Annotated in this window: 13 protein-coding genes; 9 read left to right on the forward strand and 4 right to left on the reverse strand. The window is 68.3% G+C overall.

Translation table 11 applies throughout. The features are described 5' to 3' along the window. Positions 1–10: 10 nt before the first annotated feature. From ACFYZ3_RS08440 to ACFYZ3_RS08460, 5 genes are read left to right on the forward strand one after another with little or no spacing between them, the layout of a single operon-like run. Positions 11–1,645, forward strand: a complete 1,635-nt coding sequence (locus tag ACFYZ3_RS08440; protein ID WP_388514776.1) for an ABC transporter substrate-binding protein — start codon at positions 11–13, stop codon at positions 1,643–1,645. Between the two features lie 9 nt (positions 1,646–1,654). Then, entirely contained in the window at positions 1,655–2,578 is a 924-nt protein-coding gene (locus ACFYZ3_RS08445) for an ABC transporter permease (protein WP_385357102.1), read from the forward strand. Next, positions 2,571–3,551: an ABC transporter permease gene (locus tag ACFYZ3_RS08450; RefSeq protein ID WP_388514778.1), complete on the forward strand. Its 981-nt coding sequence runs from the start codon at positions 2,571–2,573 to the stop codon at positions 3,549–3,551. The genes ACFYZ3_RS08445 and ACFYZ3_RS08450 overlap by 8 nt, the downstream gene beginning before the upstream one ends. A gap of 8 nt (positions 3,552–3,559) precedes the next feature. Then, on the forward strand, positions 3,560–4,543 hold the full coding sequence (locus tag ACFYZ3_RS08455; protein ID WP_388514779.1) for an ABC transporter ATP-binding protein: 984 nt from the start codon (positions 3,560–3,562) through the stop codon (positions 4,541–4,543). Then, on the forward strand, positions 4,536–5,690 hold the full coding sequence (locus ACFYZ3_RS08460; RefSeq protein ID WP_388514781.1) for a dipeptide ABC transporter ATP-binding protein: 1,155 nt from the start codon (positions 4,536–4,538) through the stop codon (positions 5,688–5,690). The genes ACFYZ3_RS08455 and ACFYZ3_RS08460 overlap by 8 nt, the downstream gene beginning before the upstream one ends. Before the next feature lie 24 nt (positions 5,691–5,714). On the opposite strand, the gene ACFYZ3_RS08465 is transcribed toward ACFYZ3_RS08460, so the two are convergent. After that, positions 5,715–7,541, reverse strand: coding sequence for a DUF262 domain-containing protein (locus ACFYZ3_RS08465; RefSeq protein ID WP_388514782.1), 1,827 nt, complete (start codon positions 7,539–7,541; stop codon positions 5,715–5,717). Between the two features lie 104 nt (positions 7,542–7,645). Between ACFYZ3_RS08465 and ACFYZ3_RS08470 the strand changes: the two genes are divergently transcribed. Both ACFYZ3_RS08470 and ACFYZ3_RS08475 read left to right on the forward strand, forming a co-directional pair. Continuing rightward, positions 7,646–7,894 carry a hypothetical protein gene (locus ACFYZ3_RS08470; protein ID WP_388514784.1) on the forward strand — a complete coding sequence of 83 codons (249 nt, stop codon included), beginning with the start codon at positions 7,646–7,648 and terminating at the stop codon, positions 7,892–7,894. Continuing rightward, positions 7,891–8,292: a PIN domain-containing protein gene (locus tag ACFYZ3_RS08475; protein WP_387918671.1), complete on the forward strand. Its 402-nt coding sequence runs from the start codon at positions 7,891–7,893 to the stop codon at positions 8,290–8,292. The genes ACFYZ3_RS08470 and ACFYZ3_RS08475 overlap by 4 nt, the downstream gene beginning before the upstream one ends. Before the next feature lie 132 nt (positions 8,293–8,424). Here the strand turns inward: ACFYZ3_RS08475 and ACFYZ3_RS08480 are convergent, their stop codons facing one another. Then, positions 8,425–10,548: a prolyl oligopeptidase family serine peptidase gene (locus tag ACFYZ3_RS08480; RefSeq protein ID WP_388514786.1), complete on the reverse strand. Its 2,124-nt coding sequence runs from the start codon at positions 10,546–10,548 to the stop codon at positions 8,425–8,427. A gap of 187 nt (positions 10,549–10,735) precedes the next feature. Here ACFYZ3_RS08480 and ACFYZ3_RS08485 point away from each other — a divergent pair, with 187 nt between their 5' ends. Both ACFYZ3_RS08485 and ACFYZ3_RS08490 read left to right on the forward strand, forming a co-directional pair. Then, complete coding sequence (locus ACFYZ3_RS08485; RefSeq protein WP_387068397.1) at positions 10,736–10,930, forward strand: hypothetical protein; 195 nt, start codon at positions 10,736–10,738, stop codon at positions 10,928–10,930. A gap of 79 nt (positions 10,931–11,009) precedes the next feature. Continuing rightward, positions 11,010–11,417 carry a DUF3592 domain-containing protein gene (locus ACFYZ3_RS08490; protein ID WP_388514788.1) on the forward strand — a complete coding sequence of 136 codons (408 nt, stop codon included), beginning with the start codon at positions 11,010–11,012 and terminating at the stop codon, positions 11,415–11,417. Between the two features lie 4 nt (positions 11,418–11,421). Here ACFYZ3_RS08490 and ACFYZ3_RS08495 read toward each other — a convergent pair whose 3' ends face one another. Together ACFYZ3_RS08495 and ACFYZ3_RS08500 are read right to left on the reverse strand one after the other, a co-directional pair. Then, positions 11,422–11,622, reverse strand: a complete 201-nt coding sequence (locus ACFYZ3_RS08495) for a DUF397 domain-containing protein (protein WP_388514790.1) — start codon at positions 11,620–11,622, stop codon at positions 11,422–11,424. Further along, positions 11,619–12,503 carry a helix-turn-helix domain-containing protein gene (locus ACFYZ3_RS08500; protein WP_388514791.1) on the reverse strand — a complete coding sequence of 295 codons (885 nt, stop codon included), beginning with the start codon at positions 12,501–12,503 and terminating at the stop codon, positions 11,619–11,621. Before ACFYZ3_RS08500 ends, ACFYZ3_RS08495 begins: the two co-directional genes overlap by 4 nt. Between the last annotated feature and the right edge of the window lie 97 nt (positions 12,504–12,600).

Raw genomic sequence — 12,600 nt, forward strand, 5'->3', positions numbered from 1 at the left:
GAGGCACTCCATGCGCGGAGCCACGCACGCCAAATGGGCCGCTTGCGCGGCGGCGGTAGTCCTCGCGGCGACGGCCTGCGGTGGCGGGGGCGGGGACGGGGGCAGCGGCGGGGGCAGTGGCGGCGTGCTCAGCTCCTCCTGGGGCGACCCCCAGAACCCGCTGGAGCCGGCCAACACCAACGAGGTGCAGGGCGGCAAGGTCCTCGACATGATCTTCCGGGGGCTGAAGAAGTACGACCCCGAGACCGGCGAGGCGCAGAACATGCTCGCCGAGAAGATCGACACCTCCGACTCGCAGAACTTCACCGTCACCGTCAAGGACGGCTGGACCTTCAGCAACGGCGAGAAGGTCACCGCCCAGTCCTTCGTGGACGCCTGGAACTACGGCGCGAGCCTCAAGAACAACCAGCGCAACGCGTACTTCTTCGCCTACATCGACGGTTACGACAAGGTGCACCCCGAAAGCGGCTCACAGAGCGCCGACACACTCTCGGGGCTGAAGGTGACCGGCCCCCGCACCTTCACGATCAGGCTCAGCCAGAAGTTCTCCACGTTCCCCGACACCCTCGGCTACCCGGCCTTCGCGCCGCTGCCCAAGGCGTTCTTCGACGACCACGACGCCTGGCTGAAGAAGCCCGTCGGCAACGGTCCCTACCAGGTCGACAACTACACCCGCGGCTCCCAGATGTCCCTGCGCAAGTGGGACGACTACCCCGGCCCGGACAAGGCGCAGAACGGCGGCGTGGACCTCAAGGTCTACACCGACAACAACACCGCCTACACCGACCTGATCGCGGGCAACCTCGACCTCGTGGACGACGTCCCGGCCTCCCAGCTCAAGAACGTCAAGAACGACCTCGGCGACCGGTACATCAACACCCCGGCGGGTATCATCCAGACCCTCGCCTTCCCGTTCTACGACAACGACTGGAACAAGCCCGGCTCGGAGAAGGTCCGCAAGGGCCTGTCCATGGCGATCGACCGCAAGCAGATCACCGACACGATCTTCCAGAACACCCGCACCCCGGCCACCGACTGGACCTCACCGGTCCTCGGCAAGGACGGCGGCTACAAGCCGGGCCTGTGCGGCGACGCCTGCGAGTACAACGCCGACGAGGCCAAGAAGCTGGTCAAGGAGGGCGGCGGACTGCCCGGCGGCCAGGTCAAGATCACGTACAACGCCGACACCGGCTCCCACAAGCAGTGGGTCGACGCGGTCTGCAACTCCATCAACAACGCCCTGGACAACGACCGCGCCTGCGCCGGCAACCCGGTCGGCACCTTCGCCGACTTCCGCAACCAGATCACCGACCAGAAGATGAGCGGCCCCTTCCGCGCCGGCTGGCAGATGGACTACCCGCTCATCCAGAACTTCCTCCAGCCGCTCTACTACACCAACGCCTCATCCAACGACGGCAAGTGGTCCAACCCGAAGTTCGACGACCTCGTCGACCAGGCCAACGCCGAGACGGACACCGCCAAGGCCGTCGGCCTCTTCCAGCAGGCCGAGGAGGTCCTCAGGGACGACATGGGGGCCATCCCGCTCTGGTACCAGAACGGCAGCGCCGGCTACACCGACCGGCTCTCCAACGTGAAGCTCAACCCGTTCAGCGTCCCGGTCTACAACGAGATCAAGGTCGGCTGAGGGGGCGCCATGGGACGCTATGTCGTCCGGCGGCTGCTCCAGATGATCCCGGTCTTCATCGGGGCCACGCTGCTGATCTTCCTGATGGTCAACGTGATGGGCGACCCCATCGCGGGCCTGTGCGGGGACCGCGAGTGCGATCCGGCGACGGCCGCGCAGCTGCGGCACGAGTTCGGCCTCGACCAGCCCGTGTGGCAGCAGTACGCCACCTACATGGGCAACGTCTTCACCGGCGACTTCGGCACCGCCTTCAACGGCCAGCCGGTCACCGAGCTGATGGGCACGGCGTTCCCGGTCACCATCCGGCTCACCATCGTCGCGATCCTCTTCGAGATCATCGTGGGGATCATCCTCGGCGTCGTCACCGGTCTGCGCCGCGGCCGCCCCGTCGACACCGGGGTGCTGCTCCTGACCCTCGTCGTCATCTCCGTCCCCACCTTCGTCACCGGCCTGCTGCTCCAGCTGCTGCTCGGCGTCAAGTGGGGCTGGATCGACCCGGCCGTCTCCTCCGAGGCGGCCTTCGGCGAGCTGATCGTCCCCGGCCTGGTCCTCGCCTCGGTGTCGCTGGCCTACGTCACCCGGCTGACCCGCACCTCCATCGCGGAGAACCGGCGCTCCGACTACGTCCGCACCGCCATCGCCAAGGGCCTGCCCCGCCACCGGGTCATCACCCGGCACCTGCTGCGCAACTCCCTCATCCCGGTCGTCACCTTCATCGGCACCGACATCGGCGCGCTGATGGGCGGCGCCATCGTCACCGAGCGGATCTTCAACATCCACGGCGTCGGCTACCAGCTCTACCAGGGCATCCTGCGCCAGAACACGCAGACCGTCGTCGGCTTCGTCACCGTCCTGGTCCTCGTCTTCCTCGTCGCCAACCTCGTCGTCGACCTCCTGTACGCCGTACTCGACCCGAGGATCCGCTATGCCTGAACAGGAGCCCTACGAGCCCGAACGCGCCATCGCCGGCACCGGCATGGGCGGCACGATGGACCTCGGCGCGAGCGAGGCGGTCACGCTGGAGCAGCCGCCGGGCCCGGACGGGGCCGACCCCCGGGAAAAGCCGCGCAGCCTGTGGTCCGACGCCTGGCACGACCTGCGCCGCAACCCCGTCTTCATCATCTCCGCCCTGGTGATCCTCTTCCTGATCGTCATCTCCCTGTGGCCGTCCCTGATCGCCTCCGGCAGCCCCCTCAAGTGCGACCTGTCCAAGGCCCAGGAGGGCTCCCAGTCCGGCCATCCCTTCGGCTTCAACGGCCAGGGCTGCGACGTCTACACCCGGACCGTCTACGGCGCCCGCACCTCGGTCGCGGTCGGCATCCTGGCCACGCTCGGCGTCGCGCTCCTCGGCAGCGTCCTCGGCGGCCTCGCCGGGTTCTTCGGCGGCGGCGGGGACGCGGTCCTGTCCCGGATCACCGACATCTTCTTCGCCATCCCGGTCGTCCTGGGCGGCCTCGTCCTGCTCTCCGTCATCACCAGCAACACCATCTGGCCGGTCATCGGCTTCATCGTGCTGCTCGGCTGGCCGCAGATCTCCCGCATCGCCCGCGGCTCCGTCATCACCGCCAAGCAGAACGACTACGTGCAGGCGGCGCGGGCGCTGGGCGCCTCCAACTCCCGCCTCCTGCTCCGCCACATCGCACCCAACGCGATCGCGCCCGTCATCGTCGTGGCGACCATCGCGCTCGGCACCTACATCTCCCTGGAGGCGACCCTGTCCTTCCTCGGCGTCGGCCTGAAGCCGCCCAGCGTCTCCTGGGGCATCGACATCTCCTCCGCCGCCCCCTACGTGCGCAACGCCCCGCACGCGCTGCTGTGGCCCTCCGGAGCCCTCGCCATCACCGTCCTGGCGTTCATCATGCTCGGCGACGCGGTGCGCGACGCCCTCGACCCGAAGCTGAGGTGAGCGACCGCATGCTGCTCGAAGTGCGCGACCTGCACGTGGAGTTCCACACCCGGGACGGGGTCGCCAAGGCCGTCAACGGCGTCAACTACGGGGTGGAAGCGGGCGAGACCCTCGCGGTGCTCGGCGAGTCCGGCTCCGGGAAGTCCGTCACCGCCCAGACGATCATGGGCATCCTCGACATCCCGCCGGGCAGGGTCACCGCGGGGGAGATCGTCTTCGAGGGCCGGGACCTGCTGAAGCTGAAGGAGGAGGAACGCCGCAAGGTCCGCGGCGCCGAGATGGCGATGATCTTCCAGGACGCGCTGTCCTCGCTGAACCCGGTCCTGACCGTCGGCGCCCAGCTCGCCGAGATGTTCACCGTGCACCGCGGCATGTCCCGCAAGGACGCCCACGCCAAGGCGATCGAGCTGATGGACCGGGTCCGCATCCCGGCCGCCAGGGAGCGGGTCCGGCAGTACCCGCACCAGTTCTCCGGCGGTATGCGCCAGCGCATCATGATCGCGATGGCGATGGCCCTGGAGCCCAAGCTGATCATCGCCGACGAGCCGACCACCGCCCTCGACGTCACGGTCCAGGCCCAGGTCATGGACCTGCTCGCGGAACTCCAGCGCGAACTGCACATGGGCCTGATCCTCATCACCCACGACCTCGGCGTGGTCGCCGACGTCGCCGACAAGATCGCCGTCATGTACGCCGGCCGGATCGTGGAGACGGCCCCCGTCCACGACATCTACAAGGCCCCGGCCCACCCGTACACCCGCGGCCTGCTGGAGTCGATCCCGCGCCTGGACCAGAAGGGCCGGGAGCTCTACGCCATCAAGGGCCTGCCGCCCAACCTGACCCGGATCCCGCCCGGCTGCGCCTTCCACCCCCGCTGCCCGATGGCCCAGGACGTCTGCCGCACCGACGTACCTCCCCTCTACGACGTCACCGAGTCCGACGCCGAGCGGGGCAGCGCCTGCCACTTCTGGAGGGAGTGCCTGCATGGCTGAGACCACGGAGCCGATCCTCGAAGTCCGCGGCCTGGTCAAGCACTACCCGCTGACCTCCGGCATCCTCTTCAAGAAGCAGGTCGGCGCGGTCAAGGCCGTCGACGGCGTGGACTTCCGGCTGGCCCGCGGCGAGACGCTCGGCATCGTCGGCGAGTCCGGCTGCGGCAAGTCCACGGTCGCCAAGATGCTGGTCAACCTGGAGCGGCCGACGGCGGGGGAGATCCGCTACAAGGGCGAGGACATCACCCGCCTGTCGGGCCGGGCCCTGAAGTCCGTACGCCGGAACATCCAGATGGTCTTCCAGGACCCCTACACCTCCCTCAACCCCCGCATGACCGTCGGCGACATCATCGGGGAGGCCTACGACATCCACCCCGAGGTGGCCCCGAAGGGCGACCGGCGGCGACGGGTCCAGGACCTGCTGGACGTGGTCGGCCTGAACCCGGAGTACATCAACCGCTACCCCCACCAGTTCTCCGGCGGCCAGCGCCAGCGCATCGGCATCGCGCGGGGCCTGGCGCTGCGCCCGGAGATCATCGTCGCCGACGAGCCGGTCTCGGCCCTCGACGTGTCGGTCCAGGCCCAGGTGATCAACCTGATGGCCCGGCTCCAGGACGAGTTCGACCTCTCGTACATCTTCATCGCCCACGACCTGTCGATCGTCCGGCACATCTCGGACCGGGTCGGCGTGATGTACCTGGGCCGCATCGTCGAGACCGGCCGGGACGAGGAGATCTACGACCACCCCACGCACCCCTACACCCAGGCGCTGCTGTCCGCCGTACCGGTGCCCGACCCGGAGGCCCGCGAACACCGCGAGCGGATCATCCTGTCCGGCGACGTCCCGTCCCCGACCAACATCCCCTCGGGGTGCCGCTTCCGCACCCGCTGCTGGAAGGCGCGGGAGCGCTGCGCGCTGGAGGTACCGGCCCTCGCCGTCCCCGCCGAGTTCCGCTCGGTCTCCGGGCCCGCTGCACACGACTCGGCGTGCCACTTCGCGGAGGAGAAGCAGGTGGTGCCGCCGGACGAGCCGGGGGCGCCCGGGTCGGCGGGACCGTCCGGGCCGCACGGAGCCGGCGGATCGCGTGGAGCGGACGGACCGCACGGTTCGCACGGCTCGCACCGGGAGGACAGCGAAGGCGGATGACGCGGCGGGGCGCGCCGCGGACATTCAGTCTTCGTCGCTCTCGTCCACCACACCGGTTGCGGGATATCCGTCTTCAGCGACGACCACCTTCCCAGTGGCCGTCTCGATCGCCTCGACCAGGGCCCGCTGCCGGGCTTCGAAAAAGCCCGCAAAGTCGTCCTTGGCGAGCAGCTCGGGATCAATTAGATGGGTACGAATGTGGTTGGCCATGGTGTCCCCGTCCACCTCGGCGTTCTTCGCGAGCCTGGGGAGGTAGACAGAGGGTGCTGTCCCGCCGATGATGCGGTTGGTGCGCCCGGTCAGCGGGGTCTTGTTGACAATTGAGTTGTAACTGCCCCGCGCGATGTTCTCCCGTTCGCACCACGCCTGCGGGAAGATGTGGTGAATGTCCACGGCCTCCGCGAAATACTCGGTGGTCTCGGTTTTCTCACCGGTCCGCCAGTCGACGGCGCCCTCCTTCATCAGAAGGGCGTAGATCCCCTTGTAGGCGGCGCTGTTGCGGGTACGCAATGTCAGGAGGCGGCTCTCACTGAACCGGGCGTCGCGGATGGTGCGAGGTTCCGCCCCCACTCCTCGTACCCAGCTCACGGTTTCGGGGAGGTCGTGGCTGAACCTGGTCTCCGTCGAGCCGCCATACAACTCGCCGAACACACCGCACCAGTACCAACGGGCCAGCTTCTGCTGTGCACCGGCCGGTTCGGCATGTTCGCCCAGCATGCTGAGGATCGCGGCGAGAGGGATCAGCTGGGTGCCGTACGGGAGGAACTTGGTGTCGAAGAGGTACTGCTGACGCAGGAACTTGGCGGCATCCTTGAAGCCCCGGACGAGCAGCGGAGCGTAACGGCGGTACTCGTCTAGCCCCAGTTCCAACATGTCCTTGCGCTTGCAGCCGATTCGCGGCCGACGCTCTTCGTCAATTCCGACGGTAGCGGCATCGGCGCGCCGGGCAGCCGTTGCCATCAGGGTGACGGCTTGCAGGAAGTCGGTGTTGGCAACCTCTTTGAGGACACGGTACTCCGGCGCAGTCCACGCGGCCCGGACCACGTTGTCCCAGTGGTCGCGCAGGTCGAACTCTTCGGCGGCATATGTGGCGGTGAGCAGCTCGAAGACCGTAAGGGTGACGCCGCCGGTGTTGACCTTCTCGAAGACCTGGCAGACAGCCTGCCTCTCGGTCTGCTTCCCCAGTTCGATCACCGGCACCTGGTAGAGCTCGAAGGGGCGGACGAACGCCTCTTCGAAGTCCCGCCACCACTTGCGGCCGTCCTCGCCCTTCGCCTTCCAGTAGTCCTCGTAGCCGTAACTCCATTCGCGGTTGTCGAAGAGCTGGGAGAGCGGGAAGAGCCGGGCCGCGTATTCCTTCTCCGGGGTCGAACAGTCTTCGATGGATTCGCCCCGGAAGCTGCGGACCACCCGGTCCGCTGGCAGAAGGCGGATGGCGTCCTCACGGTCTACCTGAGGGTCGAGGGCCTTGACCATGTCGACGTAGAACCAGCCGGATACCCGCTGCTTACGCTGGTTCTGTGTCTCGACCGGCTTGCCGAGCATGAGTGACTGGAAGAGCGAGGTCATCCGCTGCTGGCCGTCGAGAATCAGAGTGTCAGGTTCGGTTCCCGGGGGAGGGGTCGCGCCCTCGACCGGGCGACACTTGAAACGCACGTCTCCGCCGGTCTGCAACAGCATGAGGGTGCCGACCGGGTATCCGCGAGAGATCGAGGCGAGCAGGCCGATGATGTTGTGGTCCGGCCACACCCAGCCGCGCTGAAACTCCGGTAGCTGTGCTTCGCCCTCAGCCACCCGCCGCAGCAGTTTGACCAGTTGGATCTTGTCGATCCCGAATGCTTGCTCGGTCACGGTCCGCCCCCTCCTCGATACTGAGCGCTGCCGAGAGGTTATCGGGTGGCCGAGTGAGCATGGGCCACACCCTCCTTGTGCGCATACTGCAGTATGCTTGAGGTATGTCCTCAACGACTCGCATCACCGTCACACTCCCCAGCGATCAGGTGGCGGAGATCCGCAAGCTCACGGACAACGTTTCCGGCTACGTGGCGGAAGCCGTGGCTCGCCAGATCCGGCACCAGCTCATTGGCGACGACCTTCGTCGTTACGAAGAAGAGCACGGAGGCTTCAGCGGCGAGGAGCTCGCCGAGGCCCAATCGAAGATTTTTGGCGCCGTCGGTTCCACCAAGGGCGCGGACGGCGCGTGAGCGAGCGCATCGAGACCGTTGTCCTGGACTCGGAAGGGCTTTCCGCCTGGATCGCCCAGGACCGCAAGTTTCTCGCGATGTTGCAGGTCTTCCACGACACGGGAGCCGACCTCGTGATCGGAGCGAACACCATCGTGGAAGTCAGCCACTCCCGTACCAACATCCCACGCCTGAACTGGGTCCTGTCCCGCCTCAAGGTGGAGCCGGTCACCGAGCAGGCGGCGAAAGCGGCAGCAGAGCTCCTCAAAGGCGCCGGGCTGCACGGACACAAGTACGCCATCGACGCCACGGTCGCCGAGTTGGCGCTCCGCCAGCCGAAACCCGTTGTCCTGCTGACATCCGACAGCGACGACTTGGCCAAGCTCTGCGGCAACCAGGTCCGCATCGTCTCTCTCTGACCCGCCGGCCCTGCGTGCCGGTCGAAGCGGCAGTCAACGGTCGGCGGCGGCGCCCGGGGGAGGTCCGGAGGATTCCGGACCGGCCGAGCTTTCACACCCTTGCGGGTGACGGGCCCGGGCGCCGTCGTCGCGTCACGCCGGGGCGGGCAGCGACCGCTTGAGGAAGTCCACCTGGAGCAGCAGCAGGTTCTCGGCGACCGACTCCTGCGGGGTCATGTGTGTGACGCCGGACAGGGGCAGCACCTCGTGGGGGCGGCCGGCCGCGAGCAGGGCCGAGGAAAGGCGCAGCGAGTGGGCGACCACCACGTTGTCGTCCGCCAGGCCGTGGATGACCATCATGGGCCGGTGCGGCTCGGCGGCGTCGACCAGTCCGGCGTCGTCGATCACCGAGTTGCGGCGGTAGACGTCCGGCTGCTCCCCGGGGTCGCCGAGGTACCGCTCCTGGTAGTGGGTGTCGTAGAGCCTGAGGTCGGTGACCGGGGCGCCCACGACGGCGGCGTGGAAGACGTCCGGCCGGCGCAGCGCCGCGAGGGCGGCGAGATAGCCGCCGAAGGACCACCCCCGGACGGCGACGCGGTTCAGGTCCAGCGGGAAGTCGGCGGCGAGGGCGTGCAGCGCGTCCACCTGGTCCTGGAGCACCACGGCGGCCACGTCGTCCTTGACGGCCTTCTCCCAGGCGGGGGAGCGCCCCGGAGTACCCCGCCCGTCGGCGACGACCACCGCGAACCCCTGGTCCGCGAACCACTGCGAGGTGAGGTGGGCGTTGTGCGCGGCGACGACGCGCTGACCGTGCGGACCACCGTAGGGGTCCAGGAGGACGGGGAGGGGGGTGTCACCGTGGTAGTCCGTTGGCATAAGCACGGCGCACGGGACGCGTCGTGCGCCCCCTTGGGTGAGGGTCACGCGCGGGGACAAACCGGGGTCTTCCGCGTACGAGGCGATGGTCGCCGCGGGCTTCCCGTCCCGCAGTACCTGTACTCGGGCTCCCGGCCGGTCGAGGGTCGCGGAGACGAGTACCGTCACGCCGCCCGCGCGTACCGCCGAGTGCACACCGGGCTCCTGGGACAGGCGTTCGACGCCCAGTTCGTTCACCCGGTAGACGTGCACCTCGCCGATCTCCGCCTCGGCCGCCTCCTCGCCCGCCGAGGCGGAGACCAGGACGTCGTCGGGCCCGACGTCCAGCACCGCCCTCAGGTGCAACTGGGCGCCGGTGAGCAGCCGTTCACCCACCGCGAGCACCCGCGCGCCACCCTCGTCGGCGATCCGTACGAGCTGACCGGAAGGGCTCCAGCAGGGCACCCCGGGGAAGAGTTCCAGCCAAATTGGATCTTCGTCGGCGTGCACCATCCGGGTCGTCCCCGACTCGGTGTCCACCGCCAGGAACAACTGGCTGCGCTGGTCGCGCGCCTGTACGAGAAGCAGCGGCGCACCCGCGGCTGACCAGTGCACTCGCGCCAGATACGGATACCGCGCCCGGTCCCAGAGGACCTCCGTGCGCCCCCCTTCGAGACCGACCACGAACAGCCGTACGTCCGCGTTGGGAGTGCCCGCCGCCGGGTACGGCACGTGTTGTGGATCACGCTCGGGACGGGCCGGGTCGGAGATCCACCAGCGCTGGACCGGCGTGTCGTCCACCCGGGCCACCAGCAGGCGGTCCGACTCCGGGCTCCACCAGAAGCCACGGCTGCGCGACATCTCCTCGGCCGCCACGAACTCGGCGAGCCCGTAGGTGGCGCCCTCGCCGTCCGCCTCGGCCAGGGCCCTGTCCCCGTCCCCCTCGGCGCCCACGACGCGCAGGGCGCCCTGGGCGACGTAGGCGACGTGCCGGCCGTCGGGGGAGGGGCGCGGGTCGATCACCGGGCCGGGGGTGGGCAGTTCGCGCGCGGTGCCGACCCGCAGTTCGGCCACGAAGAGCCGCCCTGACAAGGCGAAAGAGGCCAGCTCGACCGCCGAGTCGGTGGCGTAGCCGACGATCCCGGCGCCGCCCTCGCGGCTGCGCTCGCGCCGGGCCCGTTCCTCGGGCGACAGACGCTCCTGGGCGCCGCCGAGAAGGGCGCGGGGGTCGGCGGCGACGCGCTCCCCGCCCTTCTCGGTATCGAGCACCCAGAGCGAATTGGCCCGGTCCGTACCGGTACCGGAGCGCAGGAAGGCGACCCGTGAACCATCGGGTGCCACGGTGAACGAACGCGGCGCGCCGAGCGTGAACCGCTGGGTGCGGGCGTGCCGTTTGGGGAAGGAGTCGGACTCGGTCGTCATGCCTTGACCATATTGGCCATGCGCCCCCTTGTGCGGCCGTGCGCCGAGAGATGCGCGCGCACGGATAGTTATGATCACTAGCGCATAGTGGGTATCAACCAGGTGCCCGCTGCGTGGATTTATCTGCCCCGAGCTCCGACTGCGACCGACCCCCCCATGTCCCTGGGCCCATTGGAGGTGAGCCGCCGTGGCACTCTCGATTTCGGCGGTTGTGCTGCTGGCGATCATCGTCTTCCTGCTGGTCAGGAAGTCAGGATTGAAGGCGGGGCATGCGGTGGTGTGCATGCTCCTCGGTTTCTATCTGGCCTCGTCGACCATGGCTCCCACGATCAGTGAGCTGACGACGAACATCGCGGGGATGATCGGAAGCATCAACTTCTGACGCCGCAACCGACCGGCACGCCGACGGCGTCCCTGTACCCGGAGCCCGAAGAACCCCGGGGAGACGGAGGCGCCGAGGCATGTCGAACGTGATGGGTGCCCTGTTGTGCGGCCTGGTCGGCACACTCCTCCTGTGGGCCGGTCTGCACGACGCCGCACGGGTGCGCCGACTGCGCCACCACGGGGTCCGCACCACCGGCATGGTGGTCGACAACGTCCGGGTGCACGACAACAACAGCGGCCCCGTGTGGGCGCCGATCATCGCCTTCGCCGACCAGCACGGCTACCGCGTGGAGTTCACACCACGCATGCGCGGATCCGGCATGGGGCTCGCGACCGGCCGCGAGGTCACCGTGGTCTACCTCCCCCACGACCCGCAGACGGCCCGTGTGTTCACCCGGCGCCACATGACCGGCCCGGTGCTGTTCGTGCTCGCCGTGGCCCTGGTCTTCCTGGGCATCGGCGCGGCGATCACCGTGACGGGCTGAGCCCTCAGAGCCGGGTACCGGACACGAAGGAGGCCCAGGCCTCCGGGGTGAGCGCGAGCCGGGGGCCGGTGACGGCGTGCTTGGAGTCACGGACGTGGACGGTGCCGGGTTCAGTGGCGATCTCCAGGCAGGAGTCCGTTTCCCCGCCGCTGCTGTAGCTGCTCTTGAACCACGCCAGGTCTGTGGACGAGGACGGGTGGATCATGTCTCCCCCAGCAGTTGCTCGATGAAGGCCGTCGACTCACGCGGCGTGAGGGCCTGCGCCCGGATGATGCCATATCGCAGTTCAAGGATACGGAGACACCTCGCATCCGTAACCGGACGACCGCTCGCGACACCTGGGGAGCGGCCCACCGCCGAACCGTCTCCAAACTTCAGGACCTCGATCCCACCGTCGACCCCGGCGTGCTCCTCACGATCCAGCGGCATCACCTGGATCTCGACGTGCCGCAACTGCGCCACTTCCAGCAGGTGCTCGAGTTGCCGACGCACCACGGCAACTCCTCCGAGACGGCGCCGAAGCGTCCATTCGTCCTGTACGAAGCTGAGTTCTGGCGCGATGTCCCGTTCGAAGACGGCCTTACGTGCCATGCGCGCGGCCACCCCCCGTTCGATCTCCTCCTCGGAGTACCCGGGCCGCCGCATCCGGAACAGGGCCTGAGTGTGCTCCGGCGTTTGCAAGAGGCCGTGGATGTTCACGGGGTCGTACAACTGCATCTCCACCGCCCGCGCCTCCATCTGAGCAAGATCCCGCACCTTCTTCGGGTACCGGACCTTCCTCACGTCCTCCTTCATCGCCGAGACGAGCCCGCCCGCGTCCAGCACCGCGTCCGCCCTGTCCAGGTACTCGGGCCTCGGGATCCGCTTGCCGCTCTCGATCTTGTAGACGAGATCCTCCCCGTATCCGATCGCCACCGCGAAGTCGGGAGCTCGCATCCCCGCCGCCTCGCGACGCAGCCGGAGCTGTCGTCCGACCGTGGCGATCACGGCGAGGGCCCAGTGGTCGTCCGGGTCCACCTCCCACCCCGGCTCGTCCACCTGGTCGGTCTCCGTCTCGGCTCGCACGGCCTGATCGCTCACCGACATGAGTGCCCCTTCGACAGCTTGGACAGAGCCCGACAAACCTTGGATCGTAGCTCTACGTAACGGATCAATGACCCGATTCAGTATGTCCCGTCGGCCA

The organism is Streptomyces sp. NPDC001599 (genome assembly GCF_042893535.1).
GTDB lineage: Bacteria > Actinomycetota > Actinomycetes > Streptomycetales > Streptomycetaceae > Streptomyces.

Bases quoted from the DNA above. Each gene is read 5' to 3' on its own strand.
- ACFYZ3_RS08495 (WP_388514790.1), bottom strand. From the start codon at position 11,622: ATGATCCACCCGTCCTCGTCCACAGACCTGGCGTGGTTCAAGAGCAGC.
- ACFYZ3_RS08455 (WP_388514779.1), top strand. From the start codon at position 3,560: ATGCTGCTCGAAGTGCGCGACCTGCACGTGGAGTTCCACACCCGGGAC.
- ACFYZ3_RS08500 (WP_388514791.1), bottom strand. From the start codon at position 12,503: ATGTCGGTGAGCGATCAGGCCGTGCGAGCCGAGACGGAGACCGACCAG.
- ACFYZ3_RS08460 (WP_388514781.1), top strand. From the start codon at position 4,536: ATGGCTGAGACCACGGAGCCGATCCTCGAAGTCCGCGGCCTGGTCAAG.
- ACFYZ3_RS08490 (WP_388514788.1), top strand. From the start codon at position 11,010: ATGTCGAACGTGATGGGTGCCCTGTTGTGCGGCCTGGTCGGCACACTC.
- ACFYZ3_RS08450 (WP_388514778.1), top strand. From the start codon at position 2,571: ATGCCTGAACAGGAGCCCTACGAGCCCGAACGCGCCATCGCCGGCACC.
- ACFYZ3_RS08480 (WP_388514786.1), bottom strand. From the start codon at position 10,548: ATGACGACCGAGTCCGACTCCTTCCCCAAACGGCACGCCCGCACCCAG.
- ACFYZ3_RS08440 (WP_388514776.1), top strand. From the start codon at position 11: ATGCGCGGAGCCACGCACGCCAAATGGGCCGCTTGCGCGGCGGCGGTA.
- ACFYZ3_RS08470 (WP_388514784.1), top strand. From the start codon at position 7,646: ATGTCCTCAACGACTCGCATCACCGTCACACTCCCCAGCGATCAGGTG.
- ACFYZ3_RS08445 (WP_385357102.1), top strand. From the start codon at position 1,655: ATGGGACGCTATGTCGTCCGGCGGCTGCTCCAGATGATCCCGGTCTTC.